Source organism: Paenibacillus amylolyticus (assembly GCF_003719335.1).
Classification (GTDB): Bacteria; Bacillota; Bacilli; order Paenibacillales; family Paenibacillaceae; genus Paenibacillus; species Paenibacillus amylolyticus_D.
On sequence record NZ_RIAS01000017.1, the window covers coordinates 36,014 to 53,915 of the forward strand.

18 protein-coding genes are annotated in these 17,902 nt (G+C 44.1%); 12 read left to right on the top strand and 6 right to left on the bottom strand.

Annotation, left to right across the window (positions count from 1 at the left end):
• Nucleotides 1–31: 31 nt before the first annotated feature.
• Nucleotides 32–1,204 (top strand): MFS transporter, encoded by a 1,173-nt coding sequence (locus EC604_RS24045; protein WP_240037163.1) that lies wholly within the window; start codon nt 32–34, stop codon nt 1,202–1,204.
• 9 nt (nt 1,205–1,213) lie between these two features.
• Here EC604_RS24045 and arr read toward each other — a convergent pair whose 3' ends face one another.
• Nucleotides 1,214–1,630, bottom strand: a complete 417-nt coding sequence (gene arr / locus EC604_RS24050; protein ID WP_123066563.1) for an NAD(+)--rifampin ADP-ribosyltransferase — start codon at nt 1,628–1,630, stop codon at nt 1,214–1,216.
• A gap of 215 nt (nt 1,631–1,845) precedes the next feature.
• Nucleotides 1,846–2,730: a LysR family transcriptional regulator gene (locus EC604_RS24055; protein ID WP_123066564.1), complete on the bottom strand. Its 885-nt coding sequence runs from the start codon at nt 2,728–2,730 to the stop codon at nt 1,846–1,848.
• Between the two features lie 151 nt (nt 2,731–2,881).
• Between EC604_RS24055 and EC604_RS24060 the strand changes: the two genes are divergently transcribed.
• Entirely contained in the window at nt 2,882–3,628 is a 747-nt protein-coding gene (locus EC604_RS24060) for an acetoacetate decarboxylase (RefSeq protein ID WP_123066565.1), read from the top strand.
• 13 nt (nt 3,629–3,641) lie between these two features.
• Nucleotides 3,642–4,679, top strand: a complete 1,038-nt coding sequence (locus tag EC604_RS24065) for a ketopantoate reductase family protein (protein ID WP_123066566.1) — start codon at nt 3,642–3,644, stop codon at nt 4,677–4,679.
• 171 nt (nt 4,680–4,850) lie between these two features.
• Here EC604_RS24065 and EC604_RS24070 read toward each other — a convergent pair whose 3' ends face one another.
• Nucleotides 4,851–5,498: a TetR/AcrR family transcriptional regulator gene (locus tag EC604_RS24070; protein ID WP_123066567.1), complete on the bottom strand. Its 648-nt coding sequence runs from the start codon at nt 5,496–5,498 to the stop codon at nt 4,851–4,853.
• Nucleotides 5,485–6,687, bottom strand: coding sequence for an MFS transporter (locus EC604_RS24075; protein ID WP_123066568.1), 1,203 nt, complete (start codon nt 6,685–6,687; stop codon nt 5,485–5,487). The genes EC604_RS24070 and EC604_RS24075 overlap by 14 nt, the downstream gene beginning before the upstream one ends.
• A 136-nt stretch (nt 6,688–6,823) precedes the next feature.
• Between EC604_RS24075 and EC604_RS24080 the strand changes: the two genes are divergently transcribed.
• The 6 genes from EC604_RS24080 (at nt 6,824) to EC604_RS24105 (ending at nt 13,452) form a co-directional block, all read left to right on the top strand.
• On the top strand, nt 6,824–7,564 hold the full coding sequence (locus tag EC604_RS24080; RefSeq protein ID WP_240037164.1) for a class I SAM-dependent methyltransferase: 741 nt from the start codon (nt 6,824–6,826) through the stop codon (nt 7,562–7,564).
• Between the two features lie 55 nt (nt 7,565–7,619).
• The gene (locus EC604_RS24085; protein WP_123066569.1) at nt 7,620–7,808 is read left to right on the top strand and encodes a hypothetical protein; all 189 of its coding nucleotides are present in this window, start codon (nt 7,620–7,622) and stop codon (nt 7,806–7,808) included.
• A 248-nt stretch (nt 7,809–8,056) separates the two neighbouring features.
• Nucleotides 8,057–8,758, top strand: a complete 702-nt coding sequence (locus EC604_RS24090) for a response regulator transcription factor (RefSeq protein ID WP_123066570.1) — start codon at nt 8,057–8,059, stop codon at nt 8,756–8,758.
• Complete coding sequence (locus EC604_RS24095; RefSeq protein WP_123066571.1) at nt 8,758–10,002, top strand: HAMP domain-containing sensor histidine kinase; 1,245 nt, start codon at nt 8,758–8,760, stop codon at nt 10,000–10,002. The genes EC604_RS24090 and EC604_RS24095 overlap by 1 nt, the downstream gene beginning before the upstream one ends.
• A gap of 113 nt (nt 10,003–10,115) precedes the next feature.
• Nucleotides 10,116–10,808 carry an ABC transporter ATP-binding protein gene (locus EC604_RS24100; protein WP_123066572.1) on the top strand — a complete coding sequence of 231 codons (693 nt, stop codon included), beginning with the start codon at nt 10,116–10,118 and terminating at the stop codon, nt 10,806–10,808.
• Nucleotides 10,801–13,452, top strand: coding sequence for an ABC transporter permease (locus tag EC604_RS24105; protein WP_123066573.1), 2,652 nt, complete (start codon nt 10,801–10,803; stop codon nt 13,450–13,452). Before EC604_RS24100 ends, EC604_RS24105 begins: the two co-directional genes overlap by 8 nt.
• A gap of 103 nt (nt 13,453–13,555) precedes the next feature.
• Here EC604_RS24105 and EC604_RS24110 read toward each other — a convergent pair whose 3' ends face one another.
• Nucleotides 13,556–14,191 (bottom strand): TetR/AcrR family transcriptional regulator, encoded by a 636-nt coding sequence (locus EC604_RS24110; protein ID WP_123066574.1) that lies wholly within the window; start codon nt 14,189–14,191, stop codon nt 13,556–13,558.
• 137 nt (nt 14,192–14,328) lie between these two features.
• Here EC604_RS24110 and EC604_RS24115 point away from each other — a divergent pair, with 137 nt between their 5' ends.
• Nucleotides 14,329–15,096, top strand: coding sequence for an alpha/beta hydrolase (locus EC604_RS24115; protein WP_123066575.1), 768 nt, complete (start codon nt 14,329–14,331; stop codon nt 15,094–15,096).
• A gap of 144 nt (nt 15,097–15,240) precedes the next feature.
• Here EC604_RS24115 and EC604_RS24120 read toward each other — a convergent pair whose 3' ends face one another.
• Nucleotides 15,241–15,498, bottom strand: coding sequence for a GlsB/YeaQ/YmgE family stress response membrane protein (locus tag EC604_RS24120; RefSeq protein WP_123066576.1), 258 nt, complete (start codon nt 15,496–15,498; stop codon nt 15,241–15,243).
• A 157-nt stretch (nt 15,499–15,655) separates the two neighbouring features.
• Between EC604_RS24120 and EC604_RS24125 the strand changes: the two genes are divergently transcribed.
• Together EC604_RS24125 and EC604_RS24130 are read left to right on the top strand one after the other, a co-directional pair.
• Complete coding sequence (locus EC604_RS24125; protein WP_123066577.1) at nt 15,656–16,363, top strand: response regulator transcription factor; 708 nt, start codon at nt 15,656–15,658, stop codon at nt 16,361–16,363.
• A 41-nt stretch (nt 16,364–16,404) separates the two neighbouring features.
• The gene (locus EC604_RS24130; RefSeq protein ID WP_123066578.1) at nt 16,405–17,787 is read left to right on the top strand and encodes a sensor histidine kinase; all 1,383 of its coding nucleotides are present in this window, start codon (nt 16,405–16,407) and stop codon (nt 17,785–17,787) included.
• The last annotated feature ends 115 nt before the right edge of the window (nt 17,788–17,902 follow it).

Sequence of the window (17,902 nt, forward strand, 5' to 3'; positions counted from 1 at the left end):
TTTTATTAATTTATCAAGGAGTGGTGTTCAATTGAGGTCGTCAAGTTCGAAAGTTTACATTTTGGCAATCGTTAGTTTTTTGGTCGGGACTTCCGAGTATGCTTTATCGGGTATTTTAGATAAGGTAGCCGCCTCTTTGGATGTCTCACTGGCTGCAGCAGGTCAGCTAATCACCATTTTTTCTTTGCTCTACGCTCTGTGTACACCTATTTTAATGGCGCTCACCGCGAGTATGGACAGAAGAAAGTTAATCGTTATCAGTATGGGCATATTTGTTGCTTCCAATATCCTTGCATTTGTCCTGCCAGGATATGGACTCTTTGTCGTTGCTCGTATCCTGATGGCGATTGGAGCAGGAGTTGTCGTGGTCACTGCTTTGAACATTGCCGCTAAAATTGCACCCTCAGGTAAACAAGCAAGTGCTATTGCTACAGTGGTCATGGGTTTCACAGCGTCATTAATCATTGGTGTTCCGCTCGGGAGAGTCACAGCCGATACTCTGGGTTGGAAATCGATTTTTGGAGGAATTGCGATTTTAGGAATTTTGGCTATAATCATTCTTTATCTCGTAATTCCACGTATTGAAGGGGACGTGCCTGTGCCGCTCAAGCAGCAGCTAAGTCTATTGAAAAAACCTAAGGTCGCGTTAGGCTTGGCGATCACTTTCTTTTGGCTGGGTGGTTACTCTATCGCTTATACTTATCTTTCACCTTATTTACTGCAAGTATCAGCATTAAATGAACAATTTCTCAGCGGAGCTTTGCTTGTATTTGGTATAGCAAGCATGATTGGTTCCAAACTTGGCGGCCTCAGTGCGGATCGGTGGGGAGTTAATCGAACATTATTCGGTGGATTTACACTGCATATTATCATGCTGATCCTGTTGTCCGTTGTAACCCATACATTAGTGGGCGTAATAATCGTACTTTTGTTGTGGTCCTTTTCCGCCTGGTCCTCCGGTCCAACGCAACAATATCATTTAACGACCATTGAACCGGAAGCTTCAGGAGTGATGCTAAGTCTTAATCAATCCATGATGCAGCTTGCTATGGCAGCCGGAGCTGGTATGGGTGGAATCGCGATTGAAACATTCACTCTCTCATCGATAACCTGGATTGGTGCTGGCGGAATTGCGATCGCAATCATCGCATTGATCGTTCTTAATCGAGTGAATGCCGTTGTAAAAGTGAATGTCAATCATTAATTAGTGTGATTAATCATATATTACATTTTTACCTTCTTCACTCAGCTTTTTCAAAGAGGCCACCATATGATCAATTTCTTCGTCGGAGTGTCTTTCCCATGAAGCTAATTCGGCTACTATTTTTAAAGGTGATTTGGATCGGTAGGAGCGAGTCGGGTTTCCAGGGAACCTTTTATCCGTTACGTTGGGGTCATTTTCGAAATCGCCTAAGGGCTCGACAATGTAGATTCTTTCCTTTGCACTCGATCTGGCTAGTTCAGCCCCCCATTTGGCAGCATTTAATGTTCCAGTGAAGTAGATGTGATTCGACTTTTTGTCTTGATAATTGGATAAAAATTGTGGCTCTAACAAATCGCCAATGTTTAATTCTGCTTTTGTACCATGAAAAAAAGGACCTGGATCTAAAACCATTTTCTTGTCATCCATACGGACACACCTCAACTTTATTGGATTTGTATTTAGCAGTATAGTGGAGGCACTGGTGAAAAAACAGTCTATTATATCTTTTATAAAACCGTTATACTAGAAGTAGAAGGAACGATATTGAGCGATAATGTCATAGTGAAAAGTGTATATATATCCACGAAAGTCGCTATAATAGCGACTTTTTTTGTTCTTTTTTGAGCCAAACCCCAAGCGCTCTACACCTTAAACATCGAAGCATTGGATACATAATACGAGGTAATAAAGTCACGAAACTGCTCTAAGAACGGTGACAAGTTTCGATGTTTGACCCATGACAGGCTGATGGGATAGACTGCGGCATCATCAGTTATGGAAACGTAGTGCAGTCCAAGATTACGGCAGACGGAGATCGGCAGCAAAGCCACACCCCGATCCAATTGGATGATCTCGACCAACGTATGTGAATCAACCTCAAAAGCCAGATGCGGAACAAACCCCGCTTTCTCACATAACATCGTGGTAAATCGGCGGTATTCATCATTATTGGCGAGCGACAGAAAAGGTTCGTTGGCAACGGCATGTAATGAGATTTTTTGCTGATCGCTATATGGGTGGGTGGAAGGCAGGACAAGCACAATATGCTCATCAACCAGCACGACGCTTTCAATCTCCTCATCCAGAATGGGGTGACCCGTGATGCCCAGATCAATCTCTCCTTTTTTCAGCTGTGTCACAATGTCACTTCGACTTGCAATCCCTTGATGGAGCTGAGCGCTTGGACACACTTCGATATATTCACTGATCAGCCCCGAAAGAAACCTCGAATTCGAGATCGCAATACGGATCAGCGAAGAAAGCTCATCCTCTTTTTCCTTGATTGCCAGCCGCGCATTTTCAAGTTCAACAAAAATCCGATTGACATGCTTCAGCAAAATTTTTCCCGCCGCATTCAATTCAATATTTCTTCCTTTTCGGTGAAAGAGGGGGGTACCCATTTCGTCCTCCAGCCGTTTGATCGTAAGGCTTAACGAAGGCTGAGCGATATTTAACTGAGCAGCGGCTTTGGAGATATGTTCCGTATAGGCGACGGTTTGAAAATATTTCAGCTGGAGAAGCTCCATTGGTTTGCACTCCTTATTTATTTCAATAAATATATATAGTACTTATTATGTATTATATTAAATTTGAAAAATAATGTAGACTTTTTTTTATAAGCCAATAAACAAGTAAAACAATCAACCAATAACTTGATCTAAAGGCAGGTGTCTGTTTATGAAAATCGATGTGCACAATATTGCCAAAAATCTGAATACACCTTTAACAGCCCCGGCATACCCAATGCCACCTTATAAATTCGTTAACCGTGAATATCTGAACATCATTTATCGGACGGATGAGCAAGCCTTACGCGCAGCTGTTCCCGAGCCATTGCAAATCACCGAACCGCTGGTGAAATTTGAAGTGATGTGGATGCCGGACGTTTCTGGACTAGGTGCATATACCGAGGCAGGACAAGTGATCCCGGTTCAGTTCAATGGCGAAGAGGGCGATTATGTGCATTCAATGTATGTGGACAACTTTCCTGCAATCGCAAGCGGAAGAGAGTTAACTGCTTATCCGAAAAAACTCGGCGCTCCCAAGCTGTATACGGACTCTGATACACTCGTGGGCACGCTGGACTATGGATCACTGCGCGTAGCCACAGCAACGATGGGGTTCAAACATGTGGAGATGGACAAAGAGCTTGCCAAAAAAGAAATCTGCCGTCCCAACTTTATGATCAAAATCGCCACGGATTATACAGGTAATCTTCGCATCTGTGATCTGATCCGTACGCAAATTACTGATATCGAGGTAAAGGAAGCCTGGACAGGCCCGGCTCGGCTACAGCTGTTCGAGCACGCACTTGCGCCTCTGGCAGATTTACCAGTGCTTGAAGTGGTGTCCGCTTCCCACATCCTGACGAACTTAACTTTGAATGCAGCACAACCTGTATATAACTATCTGGAAGAAAAATAAGGAGGCAACACATATGAGAATTGCAATTGTAGGTGCAGGTTCACTAGGAACCATCGTTGGTGCTTATTTGGCAGATGGCGGGATGGATGTGGAGTTGATTGATGCATATCAGGAACATGTCGATGCACTTAATCAGACAGGAGCGAAAGTAACCGGAACGACCGAGTTTCAGGCCAAAGTTAAAGCCATCACCCCTGAACAAAAGTCAGGGCAATATGATCTTGTGCTGTTGTTAACGAAACAGCTGTTCAATGAGTCGGTGCTTAAAGAATTGCTTCCATATCTGCATGAGGATAGCGTCGTATGCTCTCTCCAGAACGGGATTCCTGAAGATAGCGTAGCATCCATTGTTGGAGCGAAACGGGTCATCGCGGGTTCGGTTGAGTTTGGCGCTACATTCATGGAACCTGGCGTATCCAGTCTGACCACGGCGCATCCACAATTCAAGCAGTACGCATTCCAGATCGGAGAATTAAACGGAGATACGACCGAGCGAATTCAGCGTGTAAAAGAAGTGCTGGATCTTGTTGGCGGTACACATATTTCGGATAATCTGGTAGGAACCAAATGGTCAAAACTGCTGATCAACAATGCTTTTAGCGGCTTGTCCGCTGCACTGAATGGGACGTACGCAGATATTCTGGATCATGAGGCAGGCATTCGTAGTGCTGTTCATATCATTGACGAAACGATCAAGGTCGGACATGCAAATGGTGTTTCTTTTGTCACCATGAACGGATTTGATATGGCTTCACTGGAGCTGCAGAGCGAAAAGGATATCCCTGTACGCATTCAAACACTTCGCCATGTGATGGAGCCTTCGAGACTGCTTAAAGCAAGCATGTTGCAGGATCTGGAAAAACAACGTAAAACGGAGATTCAATATATTAACGGCGTAGTTTCGAGCAAGGCAAAAGGTACGGGGATTGCAACACCGTATAATAATATGGTCGTTCAACTGGTCGAAGCCGCAGAAGAAGCACGCAATGTACCTGAATTTGCAACCAATATCCAAACCTTTGAACATCTTTTGAACGTGTCACAGTTCTAAAGTCTGAAGCTTGATGTAATCACAAATTCATAACACAAAACACAAATAAAAAAGCCTTTCCTTCCTCATGAGTACAAAAAGTAAACATGAGAAGAAAGGCTTCTTTTATTTTGCAAACTCTAGTTCAGGCATCATTGCTCATTCTGTCTAATTTTGCTCAACGAAATCCATCTATCCTTTGTCCTCATTGCCTACATAATGTAGCAGCATATCAACCAATTGCTTCGTCATCTGATCATCCAGTTGATGCAGTTCATGAGATCGATGTGTAAACATCTTCTGCAGCATTCCCATCATCACTGTAAATATGAACTGCGCCAACTTAAGCGGAGGGGTAGCATTGCGGATGCTGCCGTCGGCAACTCCTGAAACCAACGCTTCAAGCAGGAAGTGGTTCTCTTTACCGTTTTGGATAAACCGTTCATAAGTATCTTTCAGTTCTTGCTGAAAATGAACCACCTCATAATTGATATCGAATAGTTGAATAAAACGAATATGGTCAGGATTCATCTTAGCAAAAGAAACCCATGCGTTCAGCATTGTAGCTAGTTGTTCACGGCCACTACCACTCTGCTTTGCAGCTAGTCTCACATGATCCGTCATCGTTTCAACCAATTGCATCTGAATAGTGAGCAACAGTTCATCGATCGATTGAAAATGTTTATAAAAGGTCACCCGGCTAAGATTCGCCTCGGCGCAGATGTCTTTGATTTTCACTTGAAGCAGACCGTGTTTTAGAAAAAGCTGCTTACCCGCTTCGATCAGTTCATCCCGATTCTGATTTTTTAACTGCTGATGCCAATTCTCATTCGCTTGCATATCGGTTTCCTCTCTTTGAACGTTGCGCGCTCATCGTAAGTGATAACGCCGCCAGTAACATAAAGGCACCAAAAATATACGGGAAGTTCACGTTTTTGTCAAACAGCAGACCGGCAACGAGAGGGCCGAAGACGGTTCCCAGACTGGAATAGGTCGTATTCAGACCAGAGGCATAACCTTGCCGATCTCCAGCGTTTTGCGAAATTAGCGAGCTGACAGTTGGGCGCAGAAATGCATTAAAAGCAAAGTACAGTGCTGACGCAAATAATAGAAATGCCAAATTAACTTTAATTAACATGAGCAAAAGGGCAATCGGGGTCATGATTAAGGACAGACGGATGAGTTTGATTTCGCCCAAGCGTTTCACAAAAAAGTCCAGTAGCCAGATTTGGATCACGATGCCTATAATCGCTCCCATGGTAATGATAATCGAGATGGTTGAAGCATTAAAACCGTATTTATATTCAGCAAACAGCGAGAAGACCGTCTCATAACTCATCAAACCAAAGGTCATCACCAGAATAATCAACAAGTATCCGAAATAAGGAACCTTGAACGAACTCCAGATCTGCTCGCCCATGGCGAATCCTTTTTTCTTCGACGTTGAAATTGTTCTTTTTTCAGGCGGAAGAGTCTCGGGCAAAAGAAGGGTAAGTAGTGCCGCAACCAAACCCAAACCGGAAGCGACGAAATACGGCATACGCACACCCATCTCGGCAATAAAACCGCCCAGACCTGGCCCAAGAACCATACCCAGGTTCATCGATGCACCGAAATAACCCATTCCCTTGGCACGGGTCTCCAGAGTTGTAATATCAGCAACGTAAGCCAGATTGGCTGGAACCATCAGACCTAGACTGATTCCCCCGATGAAACGAGCGATATAGAGCAGAGGCAAAGAGGTGGACACCGCAAAGATAAGGTCTGACACGACAACAAGAAACATGCCTGCCATAATCAGCTTTTTACGTCCAAAGCGGTCAGCCCATTGTCCTCCGAGCGGCGAAAACAGAAATTGGGCTGCGCCAAAGGCCGCGACCAGAAAACCAGCAACGGTGCCTCCTGCATGGAACAGCTTGAGATACTCGGGTAAAATCGGAATCAACATCCCTTGTCCTAACAAAGCAATAAATAGATTTAACATCAGAATAAACATCGGAAAGCGGGTGGATTGTGTCATCGAACTCATACGTTTAAATTTCTCCTTCTCCATCATTTACACATTTTATGGTTAACACTTTGTTAACCTTTACTCAATGTAAACCATTATAGTGTGTTATAATTCCTGTTGTAAATACATTTTTGATGGAAAAGGGTGAGACATATTGATTGATCACAACAATCAGGAAGAGTACCTTGATCCAATGAACTATGATCTGGAATTTGGCGGTGAGACGGACAAATACGAATTTTTTCTCGAACTGGCGAGGAAACATCCAGGGCATGTGCTGGAATTGGCTTGTGGTACAGGACTAGCCGCTCTCTATTTAGCCGAAAGAGGAATTCAAATTAGCGGTGTAGATATCGTAGAGCCTATGCTCGCGTATGCAAGGGTCAAAGCGAAGGATTTACCGGTTGCTTTTATCGAAGCAGATGCTCGTACGTTTGAGACGGATCAGCGGTATTCCATGATCTATCTAACGGGAAATGCATTTCAGGCTTTTCTGAGCGATGAGGATCAGCACGCATTGCTGCAAACGGCGTATAAACATTTGGAGCCCGGCGGTATATTTGCATTTGAAATGCGAAATCCAGACGGTAATGATTTATCCGATGAAGAGGAAGAGAGCTGGGGCACATTTGTTGATGTTGATGGTGTGACCGTCAAGGTATCTGGCACCCAGACGTATGATGCTGCGAACCAGATCATGCACTGGGTAACCATTCGGGACTGGGGACATCGTCAAACGACGTCACGCATTGCTTGCCGATTTACAGATGTGCAGACACTGCAACAGTTGCTGGAAAAGCAAGGGTTTACCGTAGAGAGACAATATGCGAACTGGGATCAAACGCCGTTTCAACCTTCAAGCCCAATGGTAATTAGTGTATGTAAGAAAGGGTAAGTATGCATTGAAATGATGGATTGAAATTACATAAGTAGAAAGGGGAATATTTGATATGACAACATCATCTAAGATTTGTAACGATTGCGGAGGTACATCTTTTGTGGAGGCAACGGACTTTATTCATTTGCGGCCTTTGGATAAAAAGATGTCGCTTGGTTCTGAACGTGTATATACGATCTGTCAGGACTGTGGTGAGGTCGTTTCCATTAAGGTAAAGAATCCGGAGAAGCTGATGAATTAAAATAATTCTCGGGAGAGAATACAAAAGGAATCCTGCACTTTTGGCACGGCTTGACCGTTTCATCATTTTTCGTCACAGGCAACCGATACATATATCGGTTGTCTTTTTTGCTTTTCCCGCCAGCACAAAATATTTCATACAACAAACGGCAAACGAGCCCCCGCTTGTATTTCAAATGTTACATTTAGTAGAATGATGAGGCACATACACTTGGGTTTATGAGGTAACGCTAGAATAGGGGTGCAGTAATGAATCACGTTTTGCTTGTTGAAGATGATGAGAATTTTGTGTTTGGAATAGAATATACGTTAACCAATGAAGGTTATGAGGTCACTCATGCGGGAACCTTGAAGGAAGCTCGCGATGCTCTTGCGCAGACCGAAATAGAACTCATTTTGCTCGATATTAATTTGCCTGACGGAACGGGATATGAATTATGCAAGGAAATTCGTGTGGACTCTCAGGTGCCGATCATTTTTCTCACCGCGCTGGATGAAGAGATGAATGTGGTCGCGGGACTAGATCTGGGTGCTGACGATTATATGACCAAGCCGATTCGTACCAAGGAGCTGCTTTCCAGAATCAAGGCTGTTTTACGGCGTCATTCCCGTCCTGAACAGCATTCGAACATTTGGAAATCCGAAGAGTTTGAAGTTCGAGTGCTGGAAGGTATTGTTTTCAAAAACAAAAAGGAAGTTCCTCTGACAACACTGGAGCTTCGGCTGCTTCTTATGTTAATGTCCCATCCCAAACAAATATGTAGCAGAACATCGATCCTTGAGAGGTTATGGGATGTCTCTGGTGAATTCATTGATGATAATACACTGTCCGTACATATACGCAGGTTAAGGGAAAAAGTGGAGGAAACGCCAGCCGCGCCTCAGTACATTGTTACAATTCGTGGGGTTGGGTACAAATGGAACGCTGAAACGACAGGAGCATACCGCTGATGGTTGAAGTCATCCGTAATCCGGAGTGGAAATCTGTGTTCACCAAGTTCATCCTTGTTCAATTAGGTTTGACTGCAATCATTTACGTTGTGATGAACCTTCAGATACAAAGCGTTAATGAAACGGTTGTGAACCAGCATGCGGCCTTTGTTGGACAAGTGTTAAGTAAGCAGCCGCAGCTCGAAGATCAGCTCATTCATACGATCACTCAAGGTACAGACCAACAGGATCTTACGCTAGGTAAACAGATATTGTCTCGATACGGGTATACAGAGCAAATGAATATTCAGGATCAATCTGCCCTGTCAGGGACAGCATTACCCGTGAATACAGCGTTGATCTTTTTCCTGTGCGGTATCCCGGTGTTGTTGCTCTTATATTGGGAGTACCGCAAGTTGTTTTCCAGAATTCGCCGCGTTACACATGCAGCGGAACAGGTGGTGGAAGGTCAATTCGATACTTCATTGCCTGAGAATGCTGAGGGAGACTTCAGTGCCCTTGGCCATAGCTTTAACATGATGGCAGGCAGACTAAGTCATAGTGTAGATCAGCTGAAGCAGGAGAAAACATTTTTAAGCCATCTGCTTACCGATATATCACATCAACTCAAAACACCGCTCGCATCTCTGCTCGTGTTCAATGAAAATATGCTGCATGACCCACATATGAAAGAAGATGTCCGAAGCAATTTTCTTGAACGAAGCAGGCAGCAGATTGAACGCATGGAATGGCTGATTATCAGCTTGTTGAAGCTGGCAAGAGTGGAAGCGGGAGCTATCGTTTTTCAACTGCAAAACGTTAGACCCAAAGACATCATTGATTCCACTGTACAGACCTTGCAGTCCTTGGCGGAGCAGAAGAAACAGACTATCATCGTTCAAGGCGGCGAAGGCATGTTGCTGCATGCAGATGAGGAATGGTTAACCGAGGCGATTATTAATCTGACTAAAAATGCACTGGAGCACTCTCCCGTATCAGGCAATGTGTACATTACAATGGAGGACGAGGGCTTGTTTCACTCAATTATCATCCGGGATGAAGGGGAAGGGATCGGGCCGGAACAGATCCCCCATGTATTCACGCGATTTTACCTGGGCAGAAGTAATGCTAAACCTCACAGTACCGGGGTAGGCCTGTCTCTGACCAAGTCGATTATTGAAGGCTTGGGTGGAACGATCTCGGTATCAAGCGAGCCTGGCAAGGGAGCGGAATTCCGAATTACTTTCATGAAAACAGTGTATTGAGAGGAAGCTTACAATAACGTAAGCTTCCTCTTCACTTTAACGTAAGCTTCCGAGCCTATAATAACCCATATGAATACTACAATTGTTCGCAGCTCATGAAGGAGGCACATGCTTTGGAAATTTTAAAAACGCATGATTTATGTAAAACATACGGAAGTAACGACGCCAAAGTCGATGCACTGAAACATATTCATTTAACGGTGCAACAGGGTGAATTTGTCGCTATTGTTGGTGCCAGCGGTTCGGGGAAAAGCTCGTTATTACATCTGCTTGGAGGTGTAGATCGTCCAACCAGTGGGCAAGTCCATATTGATGGGACAGATCTATATTCTCTGAGCGAGACGGATTTAGCAATCTTCAGAAGACGAAAAATCGGATTTATTTTCCAGGCCTATAACCTGATTCCGGTTCTAAGCGCAGAGGAAAATATTAAACTGCCTATGCTACTCGACCATCGTCAAGCCGATGAAGACTATGCAGACGAACTAATGAACGTACTCGGTCTAAAAGACAGAAAGCATCATCTCCCTAACCAGCTATCGGGTGGACAGCAGCAGCGCACAGCCATTGGACGAGCCTTGATTAACAAACCTTCGATCATTCTGGCTGACGAACCGACGGGGAATCTGGATAGCAAAAACAGCAAGGAAATTGTAGATCTGCTCACCTATTCGGTTCGGAAATACAATCAAACCTTGATTATGATCACACATGATTCCAATATAGCCCGGAGAGCCGATCGTATTGTGAACATTAAAGACGGGGTTCTTTTCGATCAGCAATCTGGGGGCGAGCACCATGCGTAAGTACACAGGCCTCACAGAGAAGTATTTACTTGGTCAGAAAAAAAGATCCATTCTCACCATTGTTGGCATCATTCTATCGGTAACGCTTCTTACTGCTGTCGGCACACTGGCGATGAGTTATCAGGACAAACTGGTACGTCAAACCATTCAAGATTACGGGGATTATGAGGTGTCCTTCAATGGAGTTCCAGGCAAAGACGTACCTCGCATCGTGAATCAGGCCGCCATAGGCAGTGCGGGAGTCATTCATCGTATTGGTTATGCAATCATAAGTTCAACGAGTGAAAAGGAACAAAAGGAAAACCCGTTTGCTGCTCCGTATCGTTATTTGAATGTGAAAGGATACGACGCGCAAGCCATGTCCAAGCTTCAAGTTCAGTTGGAGAGTGGACGTCTCCCGCAAAAGCCTGATGAAATCATCCTCTCATCCTGGAGCATGAATAATTTTGCTTCGAAACCAGCAATTGGAGATAAGATTACGCTAAACCTGGGAGATCGGCTCGAAGCTTCCACCGGAAAGGTGAAGAGTGTGAACTCCATTGGTGATTATGGGTGGGACCTGGATGAGAAATTCGAACCGCGTATGAAACAGCAATATACCGTTGTCGGGGTGATGAAAACAGCCAAAAATGTAACGTGGTCATCTACCTTTATCTATTCAGCGATTACGTATGATAATCATCAAAAAATCGATCCGTCTCAGACTTTTTTTATCTATGCCACCATGAAATCGATGGACAATATACGGGAGAAGAGCGAAGCCATTCTGTCTTCATCGGGTTTGGGGAATGTTGATCAAGGTTCCGCTCAGGAGCTGAACCGGGAAAATGTTATAAAGAATGTACGCATTGAATACAACAATGAATTGCTCAAACTCTTTGGCAAAAGCACCTATTCCAACGTTAACCAAAGTTCAATGTATGCATTTGCAGCTATTGTTCTAATCATCCTGGGATGCACAAGCGCAGTAATTTACAATACGTTTCATATTTCAGTACTTGAACGCATCTCTCAGTTTGGCATGCTGCGCTGTATCGGTGCAACACCCGCTCAGATTCGCAGAATTGTATTCAAAGAAGCGACTGTGCTTAGTCTGATTGCCATTCCGATCGGTTTATTTACAGGAACCATTTTGATGAAAGTGTTATTTTATAACATCAGTATGCTGACATTAGGTTTCTTGAACGACATGCACATGATTATTTCAGTGCCTATTCTACTTGCAGCGGCAGGTTTAGGACTGATTGTTGTTTATGTGTCAGCGCTGGGTCCAGCCAAGCTGGCATCCAGCGTCTCACCACTTGAAGCACTGAAAACCTCAGGCAGCACGGTGGTAGAGCAGGGGGATTTCAAGCGATTGTCTTTTGCAGGCAGCAAATGGCTCGGGTTTGAAGGCCGATTTGCCAGCCGAAATATTCGGCGGAACCGAAAGAGATTTCGCATTACGGCTTTTTCAATGATTATCAGCATGGTCATGTACATTGTGTTTAGCGGCTTGGTGAACGTTCTGGGTACAACCTCTGCATCAGGTATCAATTACTCTTACTCTTTGGACTATCAGGGTATGAGTAAACGTATCCCTAATTCGGTATATAACAAGCTGGCTACACTTGATGGAGTTAAACAGGCTTATTCTTTCTACAATCATCAGCTCCAAGCGATCATTCCGAAAGAAAAATTGAATCCGAATTACTACCGGCAGCAGAAAGAAATGTACAGTGTTGAAATGGAGAACGGATATCGGACGGATAACAACTTTCTCATGTCTTACGGTATAAACGGACTTCAGGAGCTTCGTCCCAAACTCACCTCCGGAAGCATTGATGCAAGCCAAATGAACGATGAAAATGGTGTCATTGTTATCCAGAAAATCAGCATGACCACCGAAAAAGGAACTAACATGATCATTGACCAGACCCGTTTCAAGGTTGGGGATAAAATTAAAGTTCGCTCAATGAATGACAATCAGCCTTACAAAACGGTTACTGTTGTCGGAACCGCAGATCAAGGTCCTCTTTCTGGTGAATACACCGAAAGTGCTATTATTCAAATGATAACGACACCAAAGGTGATTGAAAACATCACGAGTGATAATGCTTATGACAGAATATTACTTCAAGCCAATCCTGAGACAGATAAGGGGGCAATTGTGGGTTATTTCAAAAGTCTTGTGCAGCAGGATGCAGGGTATAGTTACCGTGATCGGGTAGAGGAAATGAAACAAGCTCGCAACGATGCGATGACGTTAAATATATTCCTGTACGGCTTCATAGGTGTCATTGCAGCTATTGCGTTTCTGAATATTTTGAATACGGTGAGTACGAATCTTATTCTGCGAACGAAGGAGTTCGCCGTATTAAAAGCGATTGGTATGACGCAAAAGGAAATTCGCAAAATGGTTTTGCTTGAGGGTGTGTTCTATGGCGTATTTGCAGCTGTGTACGGAAGTCTTCTCGGTACAGCCTTGAGCTACGGTGTATCTTATCTGATGAGGAATGCTGTGCAGATCGAATGGGTTATGCCTTGGAGCAGCATTCTCACTAGCAGCTTGGGTGCTATCGCAGCCACACTCTTAGCTTCATACTGGCCGCTTAGACGTCTTGAACGAATTCAGATTACAGATGGTTTACGCGGGGAAAATTAACCTCGTCAAAAAAGCTCGGTTGTTCGCATTAGAACGAACAACCGAGCTTTTTTGGCATGAATAAATTCTGAAATAGTCAGGAGAAAATTTATAGAATTAATCATCAAATCAACTCAGAGGATGAAGAGCTCGTTACTCCCTCTAAAAAGACACGTACGATTTTCTCCGCCATGACATGATGTGACTCATATTTTTGCTGATCATGCTCTCGGTTCCCCATCAACATTAGAGTCGAAAAAGCTTCTGCCAAGAATAACGGCTCTTCTTCACGAAAGAATTTCTCATCCATGGCTTTTCTAAAATGCGAGGCTAACACATCATGAATCTGATGTTCTGCTTCACGAATGGCATGAATCTGTTCTTCCTCCAGAAAAGGCTCCGCTTCACGCATCATCATTTCGATCTCACCATGCGGATTAGCAAGACGAGCTTCAGCTAATCGAATTAATCCGTCTCGGAGATGTTCAGCCTCATCCAGCATGTGCGCCGTAATTTTTCTAACGTTCTGCAACATCGTTGTCATGGCTGCCACGAATAGATCCGCTTTGCCCGCGAAATGATAATATATGGTTGGTTTGGATACGCCGCATTTCTTGCCGATCTGCTGAAGGGTCACCATCTCGTAGCCAAATTCTTTAAATAGGGAAGATGCCGTATAGATAATGGTTTGCTGCATGGAAATGTCATTGTCCGTCTGCTTAGGTCTCCCACGCAAACGTTTAGGTACTTGCTCTGGCATATGTTCGTACACACTCCTTCAACAGTATTTTATGTCAAATCATAAATATAAGCAAAGAGACTTGTAATTTTACTTACCAGTAAATATAATTAATTCTGTAATTAAAAATGATACGTTTAAAGGTGGGCAACGGAGTTATGGCAAAGACAACAGTGCGTAAGAGCAGATGGAAGAAAATAGCGATATGGATTAGTGTAGTTATTATTGCCCTGGTAGCAGGCGTGTTTGCCTACCTTGCATCTGTCACATACAGCCCGTCGGAACAAGCGGAAGCGGCAATGAAAAGTGATGATCAGGTCGTTGTTAGTGAAGTGAAGAACGGTTATCAATTTGAACCTAAAGGGCAGGACATCACACAGCCAAATGTTGTGTTTTATCCCGGAGGTTTGGTGGAGCCGGCAAGTTACGCGCCTATGGCACGAGCACTAGCGGAGCAAGGACATCGTGTATATATTACGAAGATGCCACTGAACTTGGCGATGTTCGGTGGAAACCGGGCAGATTCGTTTCTCGCGGAACATGCGGGTGAACGTTTTGTTATTGGTGGGCACTCATTAGGAGGTGTGTTTGCTTCAAGATATGCTGTGACGCACACAGCTCAGATCAAAGGTGTCTTTTACCTAGCTTCTTATGCAGATGATGGCGGGAGACTGGACGGAACGAACTTATCCGCGCTTCAAATTACGGGAAGCAATGATGGTGTTCTGAACTGGGAATCGTGGGAAAAAGCGAAGTCCAATCTTCCGAATGACACGACATATGTAAGTATTGAAGGCGGCAACCATGGTCAATTTGGCTCCTACGGCATGCAGAAGGGAGACAACGCACCTAAGATCACAGAACAGGAACAGCTTAAGCAGGTTGTTCACGCATTGGAAGAATGGATGAAATCAATAAAACCATGATAAAATAAAAAAAAGACCGAGGTTTTCATCTCCAAACGATGAATGCTGTCGGTCTTTTTATGATTTTCTATGCATTTAATACTCTTGCAACACCTCTATAAAAAATGTCTATTGAACAACCGGATCGATATCCGCTTCTTTTGGTTAACGTCTGCGGAAGGCTCCGCCGCGTGCCAGAGCAAAAAAGATGAGCAGGGCAATGATCGAGCCAACGATGGCCGGAATGATATGAAATCCCCCAATCACAGGTCCCCTTGGTCCAAGCAATTCCGTTCCTAACCAGGAACCGATAAAACCCGCAACAATGTTCCCGAGTACACCGCCCGGTACGTCCCGCCCAATCAAGTTGCCACTTAACCAGCCAATAAGTCCACCAACAATAAGTACCCAGAGCAGATCCATGGTTTGTTCTCCTTTCTTCGGGTTTATTAGAAGTTATGTTGGGTTCAGAGGAATATACCTCATCTTCCTGTTGGTGGAGGTGTTTAAATGGTCTGTGCTAAGATGAAGGTACTTATGATTCAAGCTGGGGAACAAGGATAGAAGGGGTGTACAGACATTGAAGAAAATACTTGTCATTGACGATGAAGTCGCCATTCGGGATTTGATTGAGCTTGTACTACGGAGAGAAAACTATAATGTGCAAACCGCAGAAGATGGCAAAACCGGACTGCAATTGCTTGACTCTTTTCAACCCGACCTGGTGGTACTTGATTTGATGCTGCCAGACTGCTCCGGATATGACTTGTGTAAGGAGATTACCGGGAAACGTGCCGTTCCTGTTATTATGCTCTCTGCCAAAAATGAGATTATCGACAAGGTTCTGGGGCTTGAGCTTGGCGCGGAAGATTACATGACCAAACCTTTTGACAATCGGGAATTGCTCGCTCGAATCAAGGTGGTTCTGAGAAGAAACGAGAACAAGGAGGAGACAAATGAAGGGAAGGAAGTGCCTTCGACACGTATCATCCATGAAGAGCTGACATTTGATCTTGAAAGCCGAAGAGTGCTGAAAAACGATGTGCCCGTCTCCTTAACAGCCAAAGAGTTTAAAATTCTCGAAACTTTACTTAAAAGGCCTGACAAAATCTATACTCGGGATGAGCTCTTACAGATCGGATGGGGATATGATTTTATGGGGGATAGTCGCAGTGTGGATATGACCATCATGCGATTACGGAAGAAACTGGAGGATAACGCGGACGAACCGAAATATGTCCGAACGATCTATGGTTTCGGCTATCAGCTTGGAGGTGGCGAGACCTGAAGTACGCAACCCGGCTACTGCTGAACTATTTATTTTTCTCTGTGCTCTCCTTTGGCATCATCATCTTTGCCGTCAATAAAGCCATTGATTACTACAGCTTCATTACTATTGAAAAACAAATGATGGAGAAGGCGGACCTGTCTGAGTTGTCCTTCCGTGAGGTGCTGGCACAGCATCGATCATCATCAGGGGAGCCGCAGACGAAGGAAATCGTCAGACTTGCACTGGAGAAGCTGAAAGCTTCAGGCAAGGAAGTGCGTATCTATGACAGCTCCAAGCAGCTATTGGGCTTGGCTGTAGATGGCATCATTATTAATGATGGCAAACCACACATTTTTGAGAAAAATATTGAAAAAGCTCTGAGCGGAAGCTATGCCTACACTGTAACGGATGATCATCTGCTTTATTTTACGACACCCATTCAGAATCAATTTTATGAAAATGCTTATGTGTATGAATTTGTAGAGGACATTTCATACTTTTATGCAATCATGGATCAAATCCGATATGTGCTGTTTGCGGGTGCAGGCGGATTCATTGTGCTAATTACGTTAGCCAGTCTGTGGATTGCACGCAATACAACCAAGCCGATTAAGGTGCTACTTGATGCCACACAAAGTTTCTCCAAACAAGAATTTCGTCGAGTTCATCTGAACCGAAAGGATGAGCTGGGCATGCTGGCGGAAGGGTTAGATCAAATGGGGCAGCAGCTTCATAATTACATTCAATACCAGAAACAATTTGTCTCGAACGTATCTCATGAGTTAAAAACACCTCTGTCAGCGATTCGTGGTTTCTCTCAATACCTGTACGAAGGGGAGAATGAGAACGAAGAGCTGCAAAAAATCTACGCGCATCTGCTGCAGGAATCGGATCGGCTCACCCGTTTGATCAATGAACTGTTGTTGTTATCCCGATTTGACAAGACAGGTTCAAGCGAATTGGAGGTCGAAAAGACAGAAATGAACGCGCTGATCCAGCAAGTTGCCACGAATATGGAAGCCAAGGCGAAGGAGAAAGAGATCAGCATCACAGTTAAACAAGTGGATGGAGAGCCGTCAGATGAAAATCTGACAAAAGTATACGCGAACGTCAATCCAATGCTCATATCCCATGCAATCGCCAACTTGATGGATAACGCTATCAAATATTCAGGCAGGCATTCGAAGATTGAAGTGCAGATGGAACATACGTCAAGCGAGGTTATTGTAAAGATAGGTGACCAAGGCATCGGTATCGCGGGTGATGAAATGGAGCGAGTACAGGAACGCTTTTACCGGGCGAAAAATGCAAGCACAGCGAATGGTTCTGGTCTCGGTTTATCCATTTGCAAAGAGATCGTCGAGCGGTTTAATGGATATATCGACGTAGAAAGTGAGTTAGGACAAGGCACGACAGTGACGATTGTGTTACCTCGTGCCTAAGCTTGCTCCTGAATCGAAGCCCAAATAAGTACCGTTACAAGACTGATACATTTCTGTTATGAGACTAACAAATGCTTTTTTTATAATGACTTCATAAGAACAAATCACACATTTA